19 protein-coding genes are annotated in these 19,351 nt (G+C 70.4%); 9 read left to right on the forward strand and 10 right to left on the reverse strand.

Features of this window, described 5'->3' with window-relative positions; genetic code table 11:
• Positions 1 to 169 precede the first annotated feature (169 nt).
• Positions 170 to 898 (forward strand): sensor domain-containing protein, encoded by a 729-nt coding sequence (locus D451_RS0113920; RefSeq protein ID WP_036568102.1) that lies wholly within the window; start codon positions 170 to 172, stop codon positions 896 to 898.
• On the opposite strand, the gene D451_RS0113925 is transcribed toward D451_RS0113920, so the two are convergent.
• Positions 877 to 1,767, reverse strand: coding sequence for an alpha/beta fold hydrolase (locus D451_RS0113925; protein ID WP_017534881.1), 891 nt, complete (start codon positions 1,765 to 1,767; stop codon positions 877 to 879). The genes D451_RS0113920 and D451_RS0113925 overlap by 22 nt on opposite strands.
• 154 nt (positions 1,768 to 1,921) lie before the next feature.
• On the opposite strand from D451_RS0113925, the gene D451_RS0113930 reads away from it, so the two are divergent.
• On the forward strand, positions 1,922 to 3,823 hold the full coding sequence (locus D451_RS0113930; protein WP_017534882.1) for an ABC transporter ATP-binding protein: 1,902 nt from the start codon (positions 1,922 to 1,924) through the stop codon (positions 3,821 to 3,823).
• Positions 3,824 to 3,908: 85 nt separating this feature from the next.
• Here the strand turns inward: D451_RS0113930 and D451_RS0113935 are convergent, their stop codons facing one another.
• Positions 3,909 to 4,439 carry a sugar O-acetyltransferase gene (locus D451_RS0113935; protein WP_017534883.1) on the reverse strand — a complete coding sequence of 177 codons (531 nt, stop codon included), beginning with the start codon at positions 4,437 to 4,439 and terminating at the stop codon, positions 3,909 to 3,911.
• A 198-nt stretch (positions 4,440 to 4,637) separates the two neighbouring features.
• On the opposite strand from D451_RS0113935, the gene D451_RS26525 reads away from it, so the two are divergent.
• Entirely contained in the window at positions 4,638 to 5,840 is a 1,203-nt protein-coding gene (locus D451_RS26525) for an FAD-dependent oxidoreductase (RefSeq protein ID WP_017534884.1), read from the forward strand.
• Positions 5,841 to 5,901: 61 nt separating this feature from the next.
• Here the strand turns inward: D451_RS26525 and D451_RS0113945 are convergent, their stop codons facing one another.
• Positions 5,902 to 7,086 carry an acyltransferase family protein gene (locus D451_RS0113945; RefSeq protein ID WP_017534885.1) on the reverse strand — a complete coding sequence of 395 codons (1,185 nt, stop codon included), beginning with the start codon at positions 7,084 to 7,086 and terminating at the stop codon, positions 5,902 to 5,904.
• On the reverse strand, positions 7,083 to 7,739 hold the full coding sequence (locus D451_RS0113950; protein WP_014913203.1) for a TetR/AcrR family transcriptional regulator: 657 nt from the start codon (positions 7,737 to 7,739) through the stop codon (positions 7,083 to 7,085). The genes D451_RS0113945 and D451_RS0113950 overlap by 4 nt, the downstream gene beginning before the upstream one ends.
• 164 nt (positions 7,740 to 7,903) lie before the next feature.
• Between D451_RS0113950 and D451_RS0113955 the strand changes: the two genes are divergently transcribed.
• Together D451_RS0113955 and crcB are read left to right on the forward strand one after the other, a co-directional pair.
• Complete coding sequence (locus D451_RS0113955; RefSeq protein ID WP_152472878.1) at positions 7,904 to 8,329, forward strand: fluoride efflux transporter FluC; 426 nt, start codon at positions 7,904 to 7,906, stop codon at positions 8,327 to 8,329.
• The gene (crcB, locus tag D451_RS0113960) at positions 8,326 to 8,688 is read left to right on the forward strand and encodes a fluoride efflux transporter CrcB (RefSeq protein ID WP_017534887.1); all 363 of its coding nucleotides are present in this window, start codon (positions 8,326 to 8,328) and stop codon (positions 8,686 to 8,688) included. Before D451_RS0113955 ends, crcB begins: the two co-directional genes overlap by 4 nt.
• A gap of 98 nt (positions 8,689 to 8,786) precedes the next feature.
• Here crcB and D451_RS27045 read toward each other — a convergent pair whose 3' ends face one another.
• The 3 genes from D451_RS27045 to D451_RS0113975 all read right to left on the reverse strand — a co-directional run bounded on the left by D451_RS27045 (position 8,787) and on the right by D451_RS0113975 (position 12,008).
• Positions 8,787 to 10,349, reverse strand: coding sequence for a hypothetical protein (locus D451_RS27045; protein ID WP_017534888.1), 1,563 nt, complete (start codon positions 10,347 to 10,349; stop codon positions 8,787 to 8,789).
• Positions 10,350 to 10,777: 428 nt separating this feature from the next.
• The gene (locus D451_RS0113970) at positions 10,778 to 11,239 is read right to left on the reverse strand and encodes a hemerythrin domain-containing protein (RefSeq protein WP_017534889.1); all 462 of its coding nucleotides are present in this window, start codon (positions 11,237 to 11,239) and stop codon (positions 10,778 to 10,780) included.
• Positions 11,229 to 12,008 (reverse strand): alpha/beta hydrolase, encoded by a 780-nt coding sequence (locus D451_RS0113975; RefSeq protein WP_241463330.1) that lies wholly within the window; start codon positions 12,006 to 12,008, stop codon positions 11,229 to 11,231. The genes D451_RS0113970 and D451_RS0113975 overlap by 11 nt, the downstream gene beginning before the upstream one ends.
• A gap of 138 nt (positions 12,009 to 12,146) precedes the next feature.
• Here D451_RS0113975 and D451_RS0113980 point away from each other — a divergent pair, with 138 nt between their 5' ends.
• Positions 12,147 to 12,791: a class I SAM-dependent methyltransferase gene (locus tag D451_RS0113980; protein ID WP_017534891.1), complete on the forward strand. Its 645-nt coding sequence runs from the start codon at positions 12,147 to 12,149 to the stop codon at positions 12,789 to 12,791.
• Positions 12,792 to 12,807: 16 nt separating this feature from the next.
• Here the strand turns inward: D451_RS0113980 and fabG are convergent, their stop codons facing one another.
• The 3 genes from fabG to D451_RS0113995 all read right to left on the reverse strand — a co-directional run bounded on the left by fabG (position 12,808) and on the right by D451_RS0113995 (position 16,643).
• The gene (fabG, locus tag D451_RS0113985) at positions 12,808 to 13,569 is read right to left on the reverse strand and encodes a 3-oxoacyl-ACP reductase FabG (RefSeq protein WP_017534892.1); all 762 of its coding nucleotides are present in this window, start codon (positions 13,567 to 13,569) and stop codon (positions 12,808 to 12,810) included.
• A gap of 177 nt (positions 13,570 to 13,746) precedes the next feature.
• Positions 13,747 to 14,289: an NUDIX domain-containing protein gene (locus D451_RS0113990; protein WP_017534893.1), complete on the reverse strand. Its 543-nt coding sequence runs from the start codon at positions 14,287 to 14,289 to the stop codon at positions 13,747 to 13,749.
• A gap of 53 nt (positions 14,290 to 14,342) precedes the next feature.
• Positions 14,343 to 16,643 carry an ATP-binding cassette domain-containing protein gene (locus D451_RS0113995; protein ID WP_017534894.1) on the reverse strand — a complete coding sequence of 767 codons (2,301 nt, stop codon included), beginning with the start codon at positions 16,641 to 16,643 and terminating at the stop codon, positions 14,343 to 14,345.
• A 62-nt stretch (positions 16,644 to 16,705) separates the two neighbouring features.
• On the opposite strand from D451_RS0113995, the gene D451_RS0114000 reads away from it, so the two are divergent.
• Genes D451_RS0114000 through D451_RS0114010 form a run of 3 tightly spaced genes read left to right on the forward strand, consistent with a single transcriptional unit; the run spans position 16,706 to position 19,151 of the window.
• Complete coding sequence (locus D451_RS0114000; RefSeq protein ID WP_017534895.1) at positions 16,706 to 17,566, forward strand: TetR/AcrR family transcriptional regulator; 861 nt, start codon at positions 16,706 to 16,708, stop codon at positions 17,564 to 17,566.
• Positions 17,563 to 18,513 (forward strand): phosphotransferase, encoded by a 951-nt coding sequence (locus tag D451_RS0114005; protein WP_017534896.1) that lies wholly within the window; start codon positions 17,563 to 17,565, stop codon positions 18,511 to 18,513. Before D451_RS0114000 ends, D451_RS0114005 begins: the two co-directional genes overlap by 4 nt.
• Positions 18,513 to 19,151 carry a nucleotidyltransferase domain-containing protein gene (locus tag D451_RS0114010; protein ID WP_017534897.1) on the forward strand — a complete coding sequence of 213 codons (639 nt, stop codon included), beginning with the start codon at positions 18,513 to 18,515 and terminating at the stop codon, positions 19,149 to 19,151. The genes D451_RS0114005 and D451_RS0114010 overlap by 1 nt, the downstream gene beginning before the upstream one ends.
• The last annotated feature ends 200 nt before the right edge of the window (positions 19,152 to 19,351 follow it).

Below are 19,351 nucleotides of genomic sequence, written 5' to 3' on the forward strand. Positions count from 1 at the left end.
CGCGGGTCGACACGTCCTTCCGGGCGCGACCCGCGGCCGGCCGTGCGCTACCTGGAGGGCCGTTCCCGGCGGTGAGGAGCGGAGAGGTTCCGTGGTGGTGCCGGCACCACCACGGAACCTCGGGCACGGGGTCCTGACAGGGCGCGTTCCCGGACGTAGCTTCGAAGGCATGAGAGCGCTTCTCTTCGTTCGCGTGATCCGCGAGACCCGCTATCTCTTACTCGGCCTGCCCCTGTCCCTCGTCTCCTTCGCCCTGGTCGCGGCCGGTCTGGCCCTCGGAATCGGTACCGCCGTGCTGTTGGCGGGGCTGGCGGTGCTCTCCGGGACCCTGGTCCTGGCGCGGGGGTTCGCCCACCTGGAACGCCTACGCCTGTCGGACCTGTACGGGCGGCCGGTGGTCCGACTCCCCTATCGGGGGGTTCCGGCTCGGGCGGGCACGGCGCGCCGCCTCCTGGCCCCGTTGACCTGCGGTCGCAGTTGGTCCGACGTGCTGCACGCGCTGCTGTGCCCGATCCCGGCGACGATCGGTGCCGTCCTGGCCGCGGCCTGGTGGGCGCTGGCCCTGGGCGGACTGCTCTATCCGCTCTGGGGCTGGACGCTCTACCTGGTCCCCGGCTACACCGAGGTGGGCCGATTCCTGCTTCCCGAGAGTCCGGCGCTGGCCACCCTGGCGGTCTATCTGGTCGGCGGGCTCCTGTTCGCCCTCACCCTGCCGATGGCCCTGCGTGTGCTGGCCTGGACGAGTTCGTCGCTGTCCCGGCTGTTGCTCCTGGCCCCCGAGGAGGTGACCGCTCGGGTGCTCACCTCCCGGGAGAGGAACGCCGGGGCTGAGGGTCAGAGGCGCGATACCCATCGGCGACGCTACGTCTCGGCCCGTCAGGAATCCCCGATGTCCTGAGGAGGGTGTGAAGGGTGCTCCCCGTCGGCCCGGTCGAGGAGGAACTCCAGGACCGGGCCGGTCTGGCCGAGCACCGCGTGGCCCACCCCGGGCAGGGAGAGGGTTCGGGCGTGCGGCACGTGAGCGCGTACGCGGCGCAGGGTCCGCGCCGAATCGAACATCCGGTCGCGCTCGCCCACGATCACCTGTACCGGCATGGCCAGTGAGCGCAGGTCGGCGTCGGAGACGAGCGGCAGGCGCGCGGTGCGCGGACGGAAGTCGGAGAAGTTCTCGAACACCGCCTCCAGCATGGCCCGATCCCCGGGACGGTCCAGGCCGGTCATGGTCCGCACGGCCCTACGGCGTCCGCGCTCTCCGAACAGGGTCGACAGGGCCGCGCCCGCCAGGCTCCACCGACGTTCCCGTCCGATCCCCGCGGGGCAGAGCAGGCAGAGCGCTTCGACACGGCCGGGTCTGCGGGTCGCGTGGTCCAGCGCCGTCCAACCGCCCAGGGAGGTCCCCACCGACAGGATCCGATCGAGGCCGAGCCCGTCCAGGACGTCGTCCAGCCACAGCGCCGTCGCCTCGGTGGTCGGGTCCGGCCGTGCGGGGGCGCTCAGACCGGGTTCGCCGATCAGGTCCACCGCGTACACCCGAAAGTGCGCGGACCAGGCGGTGACGTCCTCTCGCCAGGCCGCAGCGTTGGCGCCGGCGCCGTGCAGCAGGACCAGGGCCGGAGCCCCGGGCGGGCCGCTCGCCAGGACGAAGGTCTCCCCCTCCCGGGTGGCGATCTTCAGATGGTCGGCGGGTACGGGCCAGTGGGCCAGTTCGCGACGGTAGCGCTCGAGGGCGCGGCGGCCGGCCTCCTCGGTGCGGTAGATCTCCACCATGAATCCTCCCTTGAGTACGGAAAACAACCCTAACCTTCCCCCTGTGAGAACCATAAAGGGGATTTTGAGGAATGCCGATGAGAAAGTTGACCTCAATCAATGTTGAGGTTCTATGGTTCGAGGGAACCCGAGCCCCGAACGATCGGTGGGACCGATGAGCATGGAAATGGCCGCGTGGAACTCCATCTACCACGCGATGCACGCCGAGGAGGATCGACGGCCCTTCTCCCTACCGGTGCTGCGCAGGATCGCCGGCTTCGCCCGTCCCCACTCCCGACGACTGGTCTGGTTCCTGGCCCTGAGCGTGGTGACCGCCGCCCTGGCCGTGGCCGCACCGCTCCTGGCCGGCCGGGTCGTCAACGCCATCGTCGACGGCTCCGCTCTCGGCCCCGTACTGCTGCTGGCCGGACTCATCGCCCTGGTCGCCATCACCGAGGCCGTCCTGGGCCTGGTCGTCCGGTGGCTCTCCGCGCACGTGGGCGAAGGGCTCATCCTGGACCTGCGCACCACCGTCTATGACCACGTCCAGCGCATGCCGGTCGCCTTCTTCACCCGCACCCGCACCGGAGCCCTGGTCAGCCGGCTCAACAACGACGTCATCGGTGCCCAACGGGCCTTCAGCGACGTGCTCTCGGGCGTGATGAGCAACCTGGTCACCCTGGTCCTGGCCCTGGTCGTCATGATGACCCTGTCCTGGCAGATCACCCTGTTGGCCCTGGTCCTGCTCCCGGTCTTCGTCCTGCCCGCCCGACGCATGGGCGCCCGCCTGGCCAGGATCGAACGCGAACGCACCCTGCACAACGCCGCCATGGGCACCCAGATGACCGAGCGCTTCTCCGCGCCCGGCGCCACCCTGGTCAAGCTCTTCGGTCGGCCCGACGAGGAGTCCTCGGAGTTCGCCCGCCGGGCCTCCCGGGTCCGCGACATCGGTGTGCGCACCGCGATGGTCCAAGAGGTCCTCTTCACCGCGTTGACCCTGGTCTCGGCGCTGGCGCTGGCCCTGGTGTACGGGCTCGGCGGCTACCACGCCCTGGCCGGAACCCTGGACGCCGGCACCGTCGTGGCGATGGGCATGCTCCTGACCCGGCTCTACGCCCCGCTGACCGCCCTGGCCGGAGCCCGGGTCGAGGTGATGAGCGCCCTGGTCAGCTTCAGCCGCGTCTTCGAGATCCTCGACCTCGAGCCCCTGGTCGACGAACGTCCCGACGCCCGACCCGTCCCCGAGGGGCCGGTCTCCCTGGAGTTCGACTCCGTCACCTTCGGCTACCCCACCGCCGACAAGGTCTCCCTGGCCTCCCTGGAGGAGGTCGCGACCCTGGACACCACCGACCACGGGCCCGTTCTGCGCGAGGTCTCCTTCAAGGTCGAACCCGGTCGGACGGTGGCGCTGGTCGGCTCCTCCGGAGCGGGCAAGTCGACCATCGCCCAGCTCACCCCGCGCCTGTACGACGTGGACTCGGGCAGCGTACGCCTGGGCGGCGTCGACGTGCGCGAGCTGACCTTCGAGTCCATCCGCGCGAACCTGGGCATGGTGACCCAGGACGGCCACCTCTTCCACGAGTCCATCCGCTCCAACCTCACCCTGGGGGCGCCGGAGACCGACGACGAACGGATCTGGGAGGCGCTGCGCCGCGCCCGCCTGGACTCCCTGGTCGCCGATCTGCCCGACGGGCTGGACACGGTGGTGGGCGAACGCGGCTACCGCTTCTCGGGCGGTGAACGCCAGCGTCTGACCATCGCCCGACTGCTGCTCACCGACCCCGAGGTCGTGATCCTGGACGAGGCCACCTCGGCTCTGGACTCCACCTCCGAGGCCGCCGTCCAGGCCGCTCTGACCGAGGCGCTGGAGGGGCGCACCGCCCTGGTCATCGCCCACCGGCTCTCGACGATCCGGGCCGCCGACGAGATCCTGGTCGTGGAGCGGGGACGGATCGTCGAACGGGGAGCCCACGCCGAGCTGCTGAACCGCGACGGCCGTTACGCGGAGCTGTACCGCACCCAGTTCGCCCAGGGCACCGCGCAGGAGGACACCGAGGCCGTCCCCACGGCCGGTTGACGCCGACCCTCCCCTCGAACCCCGTCTCCCCGGTGGCGCCACAGCGGGGAGACGGCCTTTTCCAGAGGCCTGTCTAGAGGCCTGTCTAGAGGCTCTTGATCACCCTGGCGGGGTTGCCGACGGCGACCACGTTCGCGGGCAGGTCGCGGGAGACCACCGCGCCGGCGCCGACGACGGTGTTGTCGCCGATGGTCACGCCGGGGCAGACGATGACCCCGCCGCCCAGCCACACGTTCTCACCGATGGTGATGGGCTCGGCCGACTCCCAGCCGGCCTTGCGCTCCTCGGGGTCCAGGGGGTGGGTGGGGGTGAGCAGTTGGACGTTGGGGCCGATCTGGGTGTGGGAGCCGATCCTGATCGGCGCCACGTCCAGCATGACCGCCCCGTAGTTGACGAAGGCGTGGTCTCCGAGGGTGATCCGGTAGCCCAGGTCCACCGACAGCGGAGGGCGCACGTCTCCCCCTTCGCCCACCTCGCCGAGCAGGTCGGCCAGGGCCTCGGCGCGACCTTGCGGGTCGTCGGGGGCGGTGGTGTTGAAGCGCTCCATCAGTTTCTGCGCGCGAACGGAGTCGGCGGCCACCTCGTCATCGACCCGGTAGGGCTCACCGGCGAGCATGCGTTCCTTCTGACTGGTCAACGAAAGGTCCTTTCGAACGGTGGACCCACGACCCTAGAGGGTGTCCCCGCGACGCGCAGGTCTCCAGGATCGAGGTGCTTCCGGGGCGCTGAACCAGAGAAAGGGGCGCGGAGGGGGTTCCGCTCCACACCCCTTGCAACTACAGTCGGTAGTACTACACCTGGTAGAGGAGTGGGCATGCACGTTCTCGTCGCCGGAGCCGGAATCGCGGGGGCCGCCGCCGCGCTCGCCCTCGGCAACCAGGGCCACCGGGTCACCGTCCTGGAACGCGCCCCGGCCGCCCGTGACGGCGGCTGCGCGATCGTCCTGTGGAGCAACGGCACCGCCGTCCTGAAGGACCTCGGCGTGGACCCGACCGCCCTGGGAGAACGCATCGAGGCGGTCGACGTGTACAGCGCAGGCGGCCGCGCGCTGATGTCGGTCGACACCACCCGACTGGAGACCCGCTTCGACGCCCCGGTCCTGGGCGTCCCCCGCCGGAACCTGCACCGGCGCCTCCTGCGGGACCTCCCCGAGGAGATCCTCCACTACGGGGCCCGCCTGACCCACGTGCACGAGGGCGAGGACCACGTACGGGTCCGCACCTCCGAGGGCCGCGAGTACACCGCGGACCTGCTCATCGGCGCCGACGGGGTCAACTCCGCCGTACGCGCCGCCCTGCCCGCCCCTCTCCCCGGGGCCGAGACCACGGGCGCGGCCACCTGGCAGGGGCTGACCTCCACACTTCCCCGGGACCTGGCCTCCCGATCCCGCCTGTACATGGGCCGCCGGGGCGGGGTCGGCTTCAACCCCGCGGGCCGGGGCCTGGTGCAGTGGCTCATCGACCTGCGCCACACCCCCGGCGTCGACCTGAACCGCCCCGACCGGGCCCTGCCCCTGCTGCGCGAGCACTACGCGGACTGGGCCGAACCCGTCACCACGCTGCTGGCCCACCTGACCGAGCACGACCTGGAACTCTTCCCCCATCGCAGACACCGGGTCGGACGCCGCTGGGGGCACGGCCGCGTCCTGCTGATCGGCGACGCCGCCCACGCGATGCCGCCCATCCTGGCCCAGGGAGCCGGACAGGCGTTGGAGGACGTCTCCCTGCTGACCCGGCTCCTGCCCACCGCCGACCTCACCACCCGGGCGGGACGTGAGGCCCTCCAGCACGCCTACACCCGTCGACGCGCGCGCCAGGCCCGGCTGGCCTCGACCATGGCGACCCGAGGGGTGGCCACCTCCGGTCCGCGTACCCTGGCCCAGAGCGAGGCGGCGCTGCGCGGGGCCGCCCTCCTGCCCTCCGGCCTGCCCACCCGCGTGTTCGAAGGCCTCATGACGGGCGTCAGCGAGCGTCTGCGGGCCGGTGCCCCTGTCGAACAAGCACTTCCCCGCCCCTGACCGAGAACGACGGCGGGGCCGCCCCCTTCCAAGAGGACGGCCCCGCACGGACACGGAACGCTCACAGCACCCTGCGGACACCGGGGATCGTTCGGATCAGCGCGGCGCTCGCCCAGCACAGCGGCACCGCCAGGGCGGACAGGGCGGCGAACTTGGTCACCGCGGCGGCCTCCCAGCCGCTCAGGGCCAGACCGAGCCCCACCAGCACCACCGCGTGCAGCACGTACACGGCGAAGGCGTTGTCGGACAGGAAACGCCACAGGCGGCCGCTCCGGTTCACGAACCGGCGGAAGGACACCAGCAGCGCCAGGATCACGCCCAGGGTGAAGAAGGACTCCACCAGGATCTGGACCAGCGCCTGCCAGGAGCCGGGCGTCAGGGCCGCCTCGTCGAGCGGCCCCGCCATCCCCACGGCCATCGCGGCCAGGGCGACCAGGGCCATCACCAGCCCGACGGGGCCGGCCCGGCCGGGCAGACGCCGCGCCCAATCACCGCGATAGGCGAGGATCCCCACCACGAACAGGGAGACGTACTGGGGCAGGTAGCCGGGGCTGGGCAGCCCCACCACCGGCCAATAGGGCGCGGGGAAGGCCCACCGCCACAGGAAGGTGACCAGCCCCAGACCCACGGCGAACACCAGCACGGGCACGAACCAGCGCAGCGGACCCCGCTCGGAAGGGGCTCCGGTCGCCGACACGGCTTCGGGGACGGTCACGGCCGAACGGCGATCGCGCAGCCGGCGCACCAGTGAGTAGACCAGGCTCATCACCAGCAGCACCTCGACGAACCAGAGCGGCCCCGGGTCGACGCTGAGCAGGTAGAGCAGCCACAACGGCAGGTCGGGTTCGGCCTGAAGGATCTCGGAGTAGGCCGGCACCATCGCGATCGGACGCAACAGGATCAGGAACAGCAGGAGGGGGACGCCCAGACGGACCAGGCGTTCGCGGACGAACCCGCGCCGCCCCTTGCGGTCGAAGGCGCCCGGCACGAAGTAGCCGGCGATGAGGAAGAACATGCCCATGAAGAACGTCTGGTTGACGATCACGAACACGTCCAGCAGCACCCCGGAGGGGTCCTGCGCGGGTTCGGTGTAGAACCACACCGGGATGTTGCCGTAGGTGACGGCCGCGTGGTGCAGCACGACCAGGATCGTGAGCACCACGCGCAGATGGTCGACGTAGTGCAGGCGGGTTCGGGGGGTCGGGGGCGAGACGTCGCCCGTGGAGGGTTCGGTGGTCGATGTCATGGTGACCTCGTGGTGGGTGGGGCTGGGGACGACGGTTCGACCCGGATCGCGTGGAGGAGGAGGTCGGCTAGTTGCTCCGCGTGAGCCGGCAGGTCGTGGTCGGGGTGCACCCGCCAGTACTCGAACATGCCGTCCACGGCCGACTGCTGGCTGACCGCCATCACGCGCACGTCGAAGTCGCGGAACTCTCCGCTCTCCTGGCCCGCCCGGTAGAGGTTCTCCAACCCCTCGTACAGGGGCTCGGCCTGGAGGCCGCCGTAGCGGGGGTTCCCCCGGGCGTCGCGGGCGTGGATGAAGATCTGGGCCAGGGCCGCCATGCGCTCGCGGTGCTCCAGCGCGTACTCGGCCACACCGCGGATGTGGACGCGCAGGGCCTCCGAACTACTGTCCTGGGCCATCATCCGGGGCACGACCGTCTCACCGATCTCGGTGTAGACGTCCATCACCACCTGGTCCATCAGCTCGTCCTTGCCCTCGAAGTGGTAGGAGATCACGCCCTTGCTGATCCCCGCCGTCCGCGCGATCCGGGCCAGAGAGGCGTTGGGATATCCGAGCTCGGCGATGGTGCGCACCGCGGCGTCGATGATCTGTTCCCTGCGGGCCCTCTCGATGAAGGACCTCTTCTGACCGTCCGGCTTATTTTTTGACCGCATGGCCAGAATTTAGCACGGGCGGCCTGAAAACCATGGGGGATCCCCCTGAACCGCCCCTGGCCCGCCCCCGAGCGATCACGCACGCCGACCCCGAGGAAAAGGGCCGGCACACCACCCCCGCGCCCGAGGACGACCAGGTCGCAGGCGGGTGGAAGATGGATTCCATGACCCGACCCGCATCAGGCCTCCCATGGCCGGTCCTCGCCTGGGTCGCGCTCGGCGGTGCCCTGGGCGCCTCGGCCCGACACGGACTGGACCTCCTCTGGCCGCACGCCGCCTCCGGGGTCTCCTGGACCACCCTGGCCATCAACGTCACCGGCAGCCTGCTCATCGGCGTGCTCATGGAACTGATCGTCCACCGGTGGCCGCACAACCCCTACACGCGCCCGTTCCTCGGCGTGGGACTCCTCGGCGGGTACACGACCTTCTCCGCCTACAGCGTGGACGTGGTCACCGCCCTGGAACGGGGCTTTCCGCTCACCGCGTTCGCCTACCTGGCCCTGACCCTGATCGGCGCGCTGACGGCGGCCTGGGCCGCCTCGTCTCTGGCGCACCGGGCGCTCGCCCACAGCGGCGGGAGGAACCCGTGACCACGCTGATGGTGGCCCTGGGCGCGGCCGTGGGCGCCCCGCTGCGGTTCCTGGTGGACCTGTTCCTCAAGCGTCGGCTGGGTGAGGACTTCCCCTGGGGCACCCTGGCCGTGAACGTGGCCGGCAGCCTCGTGCTGGGCGTGGTCATGGCGCTGCCGCTGCCGGCCGAGGCGACCGCCCTGCTGGGCGTCGGCTTCTGCGGGGCCCTGACCACCTACTCCACCTTCGCCTACGAGACCGTGCAGCTCACCCGGACCGGTGCCCGCCTGCAGGCCCTGATCTCGGTGCTTGCACACCTGGTGGCGGGCCTGGGGGCGGCCTGGTGCGGGCTGCACCTCACCACCCTGCTGTTGTCGTGAACATGACCCGGCCCTCAAGGCCCGGGATCGGAGGTAGCGCCCGGCCGGCCGCCGGGTCGGCTGCTCTCCTGAACGGACGCCTTCACGAGTCGCCCCGCTCATCCGGAGAGCCGTTCCCGGAGCCGACCGATGATCTCCCGCCGCCGTGCCGAGAAGCCCGAGTCCTCCTGCGAAGCCCTCGGTGCGGGAACGGGGTTCCCTCCCCGGGCCAGGGACTCCCGCATCCTGGCGGCCAACACCGGGTCCGGATCGAAGCCCTCGACCTCGTGGGGCTCCTCCACGGCCACCGCCTCAGGGGCCTCGCGCGCGACACCCTCGGTCCCGGCGTCGGCGACCGGCGGGGGCGGGAGCTCCTCCCCCGGCGTGCTGCGACAAGGCCCCCCACAGCCCGCACACCTCCCTCCGGGCACGTTGCGGACGCTCGGATGGCTCGGACAGGTCAGGTTCGCCCTGCCCTGGGAATCGAGGACGAACTCCGGCGTGTCCCGCGACGGATCGGCCCCCTCCATCGCGGCCCGGGGGTCGAGCGCCCCGGACACTCCGAAGGTGCTCAGCCTCCCGTCCAGGAAGGCCCGCGCCGACTCCGGGCTCCTCAAGCGCCTCATCAACGCCGGGAAGGGCCGCCGTAGGCTCTCCACCCCCCTGAACAGGGACAACAGTTCCCGTGGCTCCAGGCCGCGCCGGGTGAGCCTCTCCACCGCCCCCTCCAGCCGCTCCCGGTCCGTGGGCGGATCCAGTAGAAGACCGTCGGGAATGAGCGCGATCCGTCCGTAGACGCCCCGCCCACGTGGACGCCGCTCGCGGGGCTTCTCCTCGCCCGGGGGCTCCTCGCGCGGGTGCGCGCGCCCTGTACCCTCCCGCCCACGGACGGATTCAGCGACCTCCTCTTCCTGGAAACCCTCACCAGGGAACAGGTCTGTAGGTCGATCTGACCGGGGGCCCATGTCAGATCGACCAGGGGTCGATTCCGCGGTCCGCTCCCCTTCGAGCGCGAGCGGATCCTCCTCATCGGGCGGCTCCGGATCGCCCATGCCCCGGCCCTCCTCGTACGAGGAGCCCTCATCGTGGAAGGGGTTCTCCTCGCCGAGAGCGTTCTCCCGGCTCGCGTCCAGATCCTCTTCGCAGGGCGGCTCCGGCTCCTCCGTGTCCCAGAGGTCCTCGTCCCACTCCTTCTCTCGCCGGTCCTTTTTCTCGTCCGCCTTCCGGGTGGCGGGACGAGGAGGCGGCGGCCGGAGCCGGGGCCGGTTGAACCGGGTCAACGGCTCCTCCCCCAAGGCGGCGCGGGCCTCGTTGATCTCGGCCAGGACCGGTTCGGGAAAGTCCTCCATCGGGATCAACAGCTCCAGTACACAGGGCAGGCGGTGCGGAGAGCGTCCCCGGGCGATCTCCCGGGCGAAGAAGATCCGGGCCTGTGCCGGGTCGAGTTTGCGGACCATGCCGGCCTCGATCAGATCGACGATCCCGCGCTGGGCGCTGGAGAGACTGAGCATCCCACCGGAGCGTTCGACCATCGTGTCCAGGTGGAAAAAGCAGAAGCCGCCGTCGGGGTCGACGGCGTCGGCGATGATCGTGGCGGCGCAGAAGGCGCGCATCCTGGCGAACCGGCGTTCGCGGCGCGCCTTCTGCAACCACAGGCCCGGAATGAAACCGATGCCCCGCATCGTGCCGAGGCGACGCCTGCGCGGAAGGATTCGAGTGAAGGTTTTCGCGTGATCGGCGGTGGAAGCGGCGGGGGGAGAGGTAGACTCCATGATGAGTCGCCTTCCTGGGTCTAAGGCAGGAAAGTGGCACGGTCGCCCGCCCGTCACGGCGAGGCTCGACCACAACCCGGCCCGGTGTTCCTAGCACCGGCCGGGTTTTCTTGTCGTGCCTCAAGTTAGCGAATCGAACACGAGTACGCCGGCCTTTCGCTCGAATTCGTCCGAAAAAAAGAACGACCGAACGACTGGTGCACACAAAGGCAAGAAAAGCAGTTCATTCGACAATTCTCCCCCCATTGCTTCAATGTAGGGAAATGCCCCTTTTCTGCTTCGGGGGAACGAGCATGGCCCGCCCACACCGCCCGACGGCGGCGCGAACGGGCCACGACTCAGTTGATCGGACCGAAGACCTCGGCGCGGTCGAAGTCGGCGTCCATGCCGTCCAACACCGCCCCGATCTGCTTCTCCTCGTACTTGAAGTGCGTCTCCATGACCGCCTCGATCCCGTCCAGATGGCGGTGCGCCACCTCCGGATCGGCCGAGTCGGCCACGGCCTCGCGCAGTTCACCGATGAGGTACTCGATCATGTTGTGGTCCTGGGACAGCTTCGCGACCACCGGCGCCAGATCGGGCCGTGCCCGGAGCAGCTCCGGGAACAGCGAACCGTCCTCGGCGCGATGGTGGCCGGACAGGGCGGCGCAGAATCCGTGGCAGAACAGCAACAGGTCGGTGGCCACATCGGCGGGGTCGCCGCCGTCCAGCCCCGCCCTGGCCAACACCAGCGCATGGCGCAGTTTGCCGTGGACCCGACGCAGTTCCTCGCCCCAGGCGGTGGCGCGCTCAGTCGACAAGGACGCCCTCCCGTCGCAGCCAGGCCGCGCAGGCGCTCGTCCAGGACGCGGTATGCGGCACGTTCGCGATGAACTTGTGCGACGCGCCGCCGTACTCCACACCGTCGGCCAGCCCGATACCGTGACCGCCGTCCGGGTAGATGTGCGACTCGACCCGGACCCCGGCCGCCGCCAGAGCGCGGGTCCACTCCAGGGTGTTGGGCAGACCCGGAGGGTCCTGGGCGGTGGCCCACACGAAGGTCGGACACACCGAGGAGTCCACGTGCCTGGCCGGGGACAGTTCGTCCTTGAGGGGCAGCAGGTCGCCGAGCAGGTTCTCGACCACCGGCGGCGGCAACAGGTCCAGGTCGGCCAACGCGTAGGGCAGGATCGCGAAGTCCGGTCGGGGCGGAGCGGTGACGCCCTCCTCGATGGACAGGACCCGGCCGGTCATGAGCAGACCGGCGAGTTGGCCGCCCGCGCTCGATCCGAGTACGCCGACCCGGCCGATGTCGAGGCCGTGGTCACCGTCGCGAACGTGGTCCAACGCGGCCCGGGCGTCTTCGAGCGGGGCCGGGAACCGGTGCGGCAACAGCCGGTAGGACAGGACGAAGGCGTGGATTCCGAGGCCGGACAGCCAGCGGGCGTAGCCTTCGCCCTCATGGGGCGGGAGTTCCCGGAAACCTCCGCCGGGCAGAACGAGGACGGCGGGGCGGGGGCCGAGGAACCGGTCCTCGGCGGGGTAGAGCTCGATCTTCTGTGAAATCGGGGTGGAAATGGCCGAAGCCACCTTTCGATACGACGCCTCCATGCCTGACGATCCGTTCGTCACCGGCACGCGACGCTGCCCGAAACTATAGCCGGAGCCCGAGAAGCGGTCGCCTCGTGCCACCGAGGCGGGTGGGCGGCCTCCGCTACCGTGGCCGGCATGTCCCTCCTCGACCGACTGGACCGGTTCAACCGGCGCCACCCCTGGAGCCACAACGACCTCTACGGCCCTTGGGCGGCCCACAAGGCGGGCGCCATCGGGGCCCGCCGTGTCCTGGACGTGGGGTGCGGGACCGGTCACCTCATCGACCGGCTGAGGCGCGGGGCGCCGGAGGTGACCGGTCTGGAACCCGACCCCGACACCGCCCGCCGGGCACGGGAGCGCTTCGCGCGCACCCCCGGCGTCACCATCCTCCAGAGAGGGTTCGACGAAGAGGTCGGCTCCGGCTGGGACGCGATCACCCTGGTCGCCGTCCTGCACCACCTGCCGTTGGAGCCGACCCTGCGCGCCCTGAGGGAGGCGTTGGCACCGAAGGGACGTCTGGTGATCGTGGGCTGCCACCGGGAGGAGGGCCCGGTCGACCTGCTCCTCGCGCTGGTCTCGGCGCTCCTGAACCCCCTGGTGGGGATGGTGGTACAGCCCCGGGCCGTGACCGAACCGCCCCCGCACATGAGGGCCCCCACGGCGGCGCCGCGCGAGAGCCTCACCGAGATCCGTACAGCGGTCCGTCGAGAGCTGCCCGGGGCCCGGATCCGACGAGGCCTGTTCTGGCGGTACACGCTGGTCTACGACCGCCCCGCCTGAACCCCCGTCACCCTCACTACGGGCCGACCAGCGCCTCGGGCTCCTCGGGCAGCACCTGGCCGCCGTCCACGACCAGCGCCTGACCGGTGATGAAGGAGGCCCCCGGACCGGCCAGGAACAGACAGGCCTGAGCGATGTCCTCCACCTCGCCCAACCGCCCCAGCGGCACCACCGAACGCATGCGCTCCAGGTACTCCTCCCCCAGTTCGGCCAGCCCCTCGGTCCGCACGTTGCCCGGCATCACCGCGTTGACGGTGACACCGCGCGGCGCCAACTCCAGGGCCGCGCTGCGCATGAACCCCAACTGGGCGGCCTTGGTGGCCCCGTAGTGGGACCAGCCCGCGTAGCCGGTCAGGGGTCCGGTGATGGAGGAGGTGATCACCACCCTTCCCCGGTCGGAGGCGGCCAGGGGCTCCATCGCCGCGCGCACCATCAGCATCGTCCCCTTCAGGTTGGTGCCGATCACCTCGTCGAGTTCGGCCTCGGTCATCGTCGCCAGCGGGGACGAGGGGAAGACACCCGCGTTGGTGCAGAGCACGTCCAGGCCGCCCGTGCGTTCGACGACCTCCTCGACGATGCGGGCACAGTCGGCGGCCCGGGAGACGTCGCCCACCGCCCACTCCACCCCGGGAAGGTTCCCGGCGGCCTCCCGCGTCCGCTCCTCGTCCCGTCCGGTGATGACCACCCGGTCTCCGGTCCGTGCGAACGCCCGGGCGATCCCGGCGCCGATCCCCCTGGTCCCTCCGGTCACCAACACCGACCGTCGTTCCTCCGACATGGCACCGCCTCACGCGTTCGATCCCGACCCATCGTGACCACCCAAGCACGCTCGGGCATCCGGGAGAAGAGGAGGGCACACCGAATCCTCCGACACCGGTACGGAGCTCATGGAGGGGCGGGTTCCGGCGGTGGGGTCCGCGCGATGGGAACGGCGCGCGAACCCCACCGGTGCCGATCACACCCAGGTGTAGTCCTCGTCGGTGACCGAGCCCAGAGAGGCATCGGCCACCACCGCTCGAGGATCGGGCAGGCCCGCCAGGGCCGGACCGATCGGCGGGAAGAGCGGCAGCCCCGCGGTGTCCCGGTGGTGCACCCACTCGACGACACCGACCTCGTAGGACCCGTCCGCCTGAAGGTCGTACTCCTCCTTCGCCAGCCCCTCCTGGACGGCGGGGGTGATGTGCAGCCGGTAGAGCAGGTGCAGCTTGCGGGGCGAGGGAGTCAGGCCGGGGCGGGTGACCCGCTGGTCCACGACCCACAAAAGCTCCGGGGACTCGACCTCGGCCGGGTCCAGCGCCAACTCCTCCTCCAGCTCGCGCCGGAGCGCGACCTCCAGGTCCTCGCCGGGCTCCACGTTCCCGCCGGGCGGCGTGTAGTGGACCGAGTCGGGGCGGTCGCGGCGGATGAGGGCCACCCGCTCTTCGCAGAACACGAGCGCGCCGACCCGGATCTTGATCCGTGAGAACGGTGCGAGGGAGGGGTCCGTCGGGTTCGTCATGCGGGCAGTATGACGGGGCGGGGGCACCTCGCCGAGCCCCCGCCCCGTCCGGATCAACGCTCCAGGTAGGAGCGCAGGTGTCGGGCGGTCAGGGTGTCCGCCCCGCTCACCAATTCGGTCGGGCTCCCCTCGAACACGATCCGACCGCCGTCGTGCCCGGCCCCGGGCCCCAGGTCGATGATGTGGTCGGCGTGGGCCATGACCGCCTGGTGGTGTTCGATCACCACCACGGTGTTGCCGTCCTCCACCAGGCGGTCCAGGAGGGCCAGCAGCCGGTCCACGTCGGCCAGGTGCAGACCGGTGGTGGGCTCGTCCAGCACGTACACCGCGCCCCGCTCGGCCATGGAGATCGCCAGCTTCAGCCGTTGGCGCTCACCGCCGGAGAGCGTGGTCAGGGGCTGGCCCAGACCGAGGTAGCCCAGACCCACGTCGTGCAACCGGTCCAGGATGGTGCGGGCGTTGCCGCCGGTGAAGAACTCCCGCGCCGTCTCGACCGACATCGACAGCACCTCGCTGATGTCCTTACCGCGCAGCCTGTGCCGGAGCACCTCGGCCTTGAACCGGCGCCCCTCGCACTTCTCGCAGGTGGAGGCCACGCCGGCCATCATCGCCAGGTCGGTGTAGACGACGCCGGCGCCCTTGCACTCGGGGCAGGCGCCCTCGGAGTTGGCGCTGAACAGGGACGGCTTGACCTTGTTGGCGCGGGCGAAGGCGATCCGGATGGGGTCGAGCAGCCCGGTGTAGGTGGCCGGGTTGGAGCGTCGGGAGCCGCGGATCGCCGACTGGTCGACGACCACCACCCCCTCGCGGCCGGGCAGGGAGCCGTGGACGAGCGAGCTCTTGCCCGATCCGGCCACACCGGTGACCACGGTGAGCACCCCCAGCGGGATGTCCACGGAGACGTCCTTGAGGTTGTGGCCGTTCGCCCCTCGAACGGCCATGTGCCCGGCCGGGGTGCGCACGGTCTCCTTCAGGTGGGCGCGGTGATCCAGATGGCGGCCGGTGAGGGTGCCCGAGGCGCGCAGCCCGGCCACGTCACCGGTGTAGGTGACGGTGCCGCCCGAGGGGCCCGCCCCCGGACCCAGGTCCACGACGTGGTCGGCGATGGCGATCGTCTCGGGCTTGTGCTCGACCACCAGCACGGTGTTGCCCTTGTCGCGCAGGCCGAGCAGGAGCCGGTTCATCCGCTCGATGTCGTGCGGGTGCAGACCCACGGTGGGCTCGTCGAAGACGTAGGTGATGTCACTGAGGCTGGATCCCAGGTGACGGACCATCTTGACGCGCTGGGCCTCGCCGCCCGACAGGGTGCCCGATTCCCGGTCCAGACTCAGGTAGCCCAGACCCACCTCCACCAGGGAGTCCAGGGTGTCGCCGAGGTTGTCCACCAGCGGTTTGACGCCCGGGTCGTCGATGGTGCGCACGAACGCCGCCAGGTCGTCGATCTGCATGGAGGCGCATTCGGTGATGGTGCGTCCGGCGACCTTCACCCCTCGGGCGGCCTCGTTGAGGCGGGTGCCCTCGCATTCGGGGCAGACCGAGAAGCGCACCGCGCGGTCCACGAAGGCGCGGATCGCGGGCTGCATCTTCTCGCGTTCCTTGGTCAGGTAGGTCCGCTTGAGCTTGGGGATCAGACCTTCGTAGGAGAAGGAGTTCTTGCCGACCTTGACCTTGGTGACGGGCAGATGGAGGAAGGTGTGCCACTCCTCGTCGGTGTAGTCGGCCAGCCGCTTGTCGGGGTCCAACAGCCCGGAGTTGACGAAGACCTGCCAGTACCAGCTGTCCACGGTGTATCCGGGGACGGTGATGGCGCCCTCGTTCAGGGAGAGGGAGCGGTCGAAGAGCTCCTCCTGGTCGATCCGGTTGGTGCGCCCCAGCCCCTCGCATTCGGGGCACATACCCTCGGAGCTGTTGAAGCTGAACGCGCTGGAGGGCTCCAGGCGCGGGCTGCCGACCCGGCTGAAGACGATGCGCAGCATGGCGTGGGCGTCGGTGGCGGTCCCCACGGTCGAGCGCGAGTTGGCGCCCATGCGCTCCTGGTCGACGATGATGGCCGCGCTGAGGTTGCGCAGGGCGTCCACGTCGGGGCGGCCCAGGCTCGGCATGAACCCCTGGACGAAGGCGCTGTAGGTCTCGTTGATGAGCCGCTGGGATTCGGCGGCGATGGTGCCGAAGACGAGCGAGGACTTCCCCGAGCCGGAGAGGCCGGTGAAGACGGTCAGCCGTCTCTTGGGGATGTCCACGGACACGTCGTCGAGGTTGTTCTCCCGGGCCCCGCGCACCTGGATGGTGTCGTGGATATCGGCTTGGAGGACGGGTTCGGAGGTCAAGCTTCTCCCCTGATGCTCGAGGTCCATCGATGCCTTATGCGATAAACTAACAGCTGGCGAAGGTTAGTTTATTCCGTAAGGAGACGCAAGTGGTGATCTACGCGGGCCAGGGAGACCCCCGCCGGTCCATGACCCTGCTCTGGCGAGAGCAGGAGGAGGGCGAACGCACCGCCCCCGGCCCCAGGCCGGAACTGAGCGTGGATCTGGTGGTGCGCACCGCCATCGAGATCGCCGACGCCCAAGGGCTCCAGGCCCTGTCGATGCGGGCGGTGGGCGAACGCCTGGGACGCACGGCGATGTCCCTGTACACCTACGTGGCCAGCAAGAACGAACTCATCGACCTGATGTACGACGCGGCCTTCGCGCCTCTGGCCGACCGTCTCGAACAGGACGCGGCCGAGAACACGGTGAAGGGCCTGGGCTGGCGCGAACAGGTCCACACCTGGACCGCGCGCCTGTGGTACTTCTACCTCGAACACCCCTGGACCCTGGAGATCTCCCAGGCCCGACCGGTGCTGGGCCCCAACGAGTACCGGCTCTTCGAGTCGCTGGCCACGCTCTTCCACGGCGCGGGGCTCGAACCCCGGGCCGTCAGCAACGCCTACGGCAGCCTCCTCAACCTGGTCCGGGGCATGGTCCGCACCGCCGCCGAGGCCCGTCAGGCCCCGGTCGTGACCGGCGTGCCCGAGGACGAGTGGTGGTACGCCCGCTCCGGGCAGCTGGAGGAGATCGTCGAGGACTTCCAGGAGCGTTTCCCCGTCCTGACCCTGCTCACCGAGGCCGGGGCCTTCGACAACGACGACCCAGACGAGCCCTACCTGGAGCAGGAGGCCTGGGAGGTGCTCCGTTTCGGACTCGACTCGCTGCTGGACGGCGTACAGCGACGGATCGACGCCACGGGGAAAATCGATCGCCCGGCCGAAGACGATCATGGAAACATCGCCCCATGACCGATGACATGACCCCCGAACAGATCTCCCGACGCACCACGGCCGCCTTCGACGCCGCCGTGGGCGCGGGACGCGATCTCGGGCTCGACGTGGCCGACGCGAAAGTGCTCTACGAACTGTTCTCCGTCGTCGTCCACCTCGCCCCGTCACCGGTCGTGGCCCGGATCCCCGTCGTCCTGCCCGGCTCCACCGACCTCGACTCCCTGGCACGACGCCAACAGGAGGAGCTGGCCGTGACGCGGTGGCTCGCCGATCAGGGTGTGCCCGTGACCGTCCCCAGCCCCCTGGTACCGCGCGAGCCCGTGCGACGGGACGGGTTCTCGATGACGTTCTGGGCGTTCGTGGAGGAGGACCGGACGGCGGAGACCGACTACGTGGCCAACGCCGCCACCGTGCCCGACCTGCACGCCGCGCTGCGCTCCTACCCGGGATCGATCCCCTTCCTGTCCTCGGCCGAACCGTGGTTCGTCACCGAGGGCCTCGAACGCCTCGGCGAGCGCCCCGACCTGATCGGCCGGGAGGACCTGGACCGGGCCCGTCGCGAATGGCGGATCCTGGAACCCCTGGTGAGCTCGCGTGAGGCGTTCGAGAAGCGCTTCCCCGGGATCGACGTCCAGACGGTCCACGGCGACTGCCCCGCGGCGAACATCATGCCGACGGTGGACGGCGCCCTCTATGCCGACTTCGAGATGGTCACCTCGGGGCCGGTGGAGTGGGACATGGCGAGCCTGGGCCCGGAGTTCCGGGAGGCCTACGACCGCGGCGCCCGGAGCAACGGCATGAGGCCGCTGGACGAGGACGTGATGCGGTTCGTCGACGCCGTGGGCGCGCTGCGGACCATCGCCTTCCTCTCGCTCACGCCGCACCTTCCCGACCTGGCCGGCTACCTGCTGCCGATGGTCGAGCAGTGGCGGCGGACCCCCTTCGCCGCGGGCCTGGAAGGCTGATGTCGGAGGGCGAAGGGGCGGCGTCCGCGAGGACGATCGGGGACCCGTGGGATCCGCTGTCCCCTCGGGAGGTGGCGGACCTGTTCGAGGGCGTCGCCTCTCCGTGGTGGATCTCCGGCGGTCACGCCATCGAGTTCGCCGTCGGACGCCGATTCCGTCCGCACGAGGACATCGACGTCCTGCTGCTCCGGCGCGATCGGCACGTGGTCCAGGAGGTGCTCGCCGACTGGGAGTGGTGGGCCGCCGATCCGCCCGGGACCCTGCGTCCCTGGCTGGTCGGCGAGACCCTGCCGCCGCGGGTCCACGACATCTGGTGCCGTCCCGGCCCGTCCGCCCCCTGGCGTCTTCAGTTCATGCTCGACGCCGCCGAAGGGGACGATTGGGTCTATCGAAGGGATGGACGGATCCGGCTTCCCGTGGCCCGGCTGGGAGGGCGCTCCCCGGACGGGATCCCCTACCAGGTGCCCGAGATACCGCTGCTGTACAAGGCCCGAGGGACGCGGGCCAAGGACGAACGGGACTTCTCCGAGGTCCTGCCCGTGCTGGGCTCCGAACAACGTCGATGGCTCGCCGAGGCCCTGTCCCTGATCCACGACGAGCACCCTTGGATCGACCGGCTCCGCATGGAGGGGTGTTGAGGAGGATCGCTCAGATCCAGCCGAGCAGGTACATCAGGAGCAGGCTCAGGGCGACCGAGATCAGCAGCGACGTCAGACAGCCCCAACGGCTGTTGTAGAAGAAGAACACGGGTGTCCCCTCTCGTCGGGAGGAGGCCACCCTATGCCCTGAGAGACGGAAGGGTCCCGCACCCGCCTGCCCGAAGGCGCGGTGGAGGTGT

Origin of the sequence: Nocardiopsis alba DSM 43377 (assembly GCF_000341225.1) — a bacterium.
GTDB lineage: Bacteria > Actinomycetota > Actinomycetes > Streptosporangiales > Streptosporangiaceae > Nocardiopsis > Nocardiopsis alba.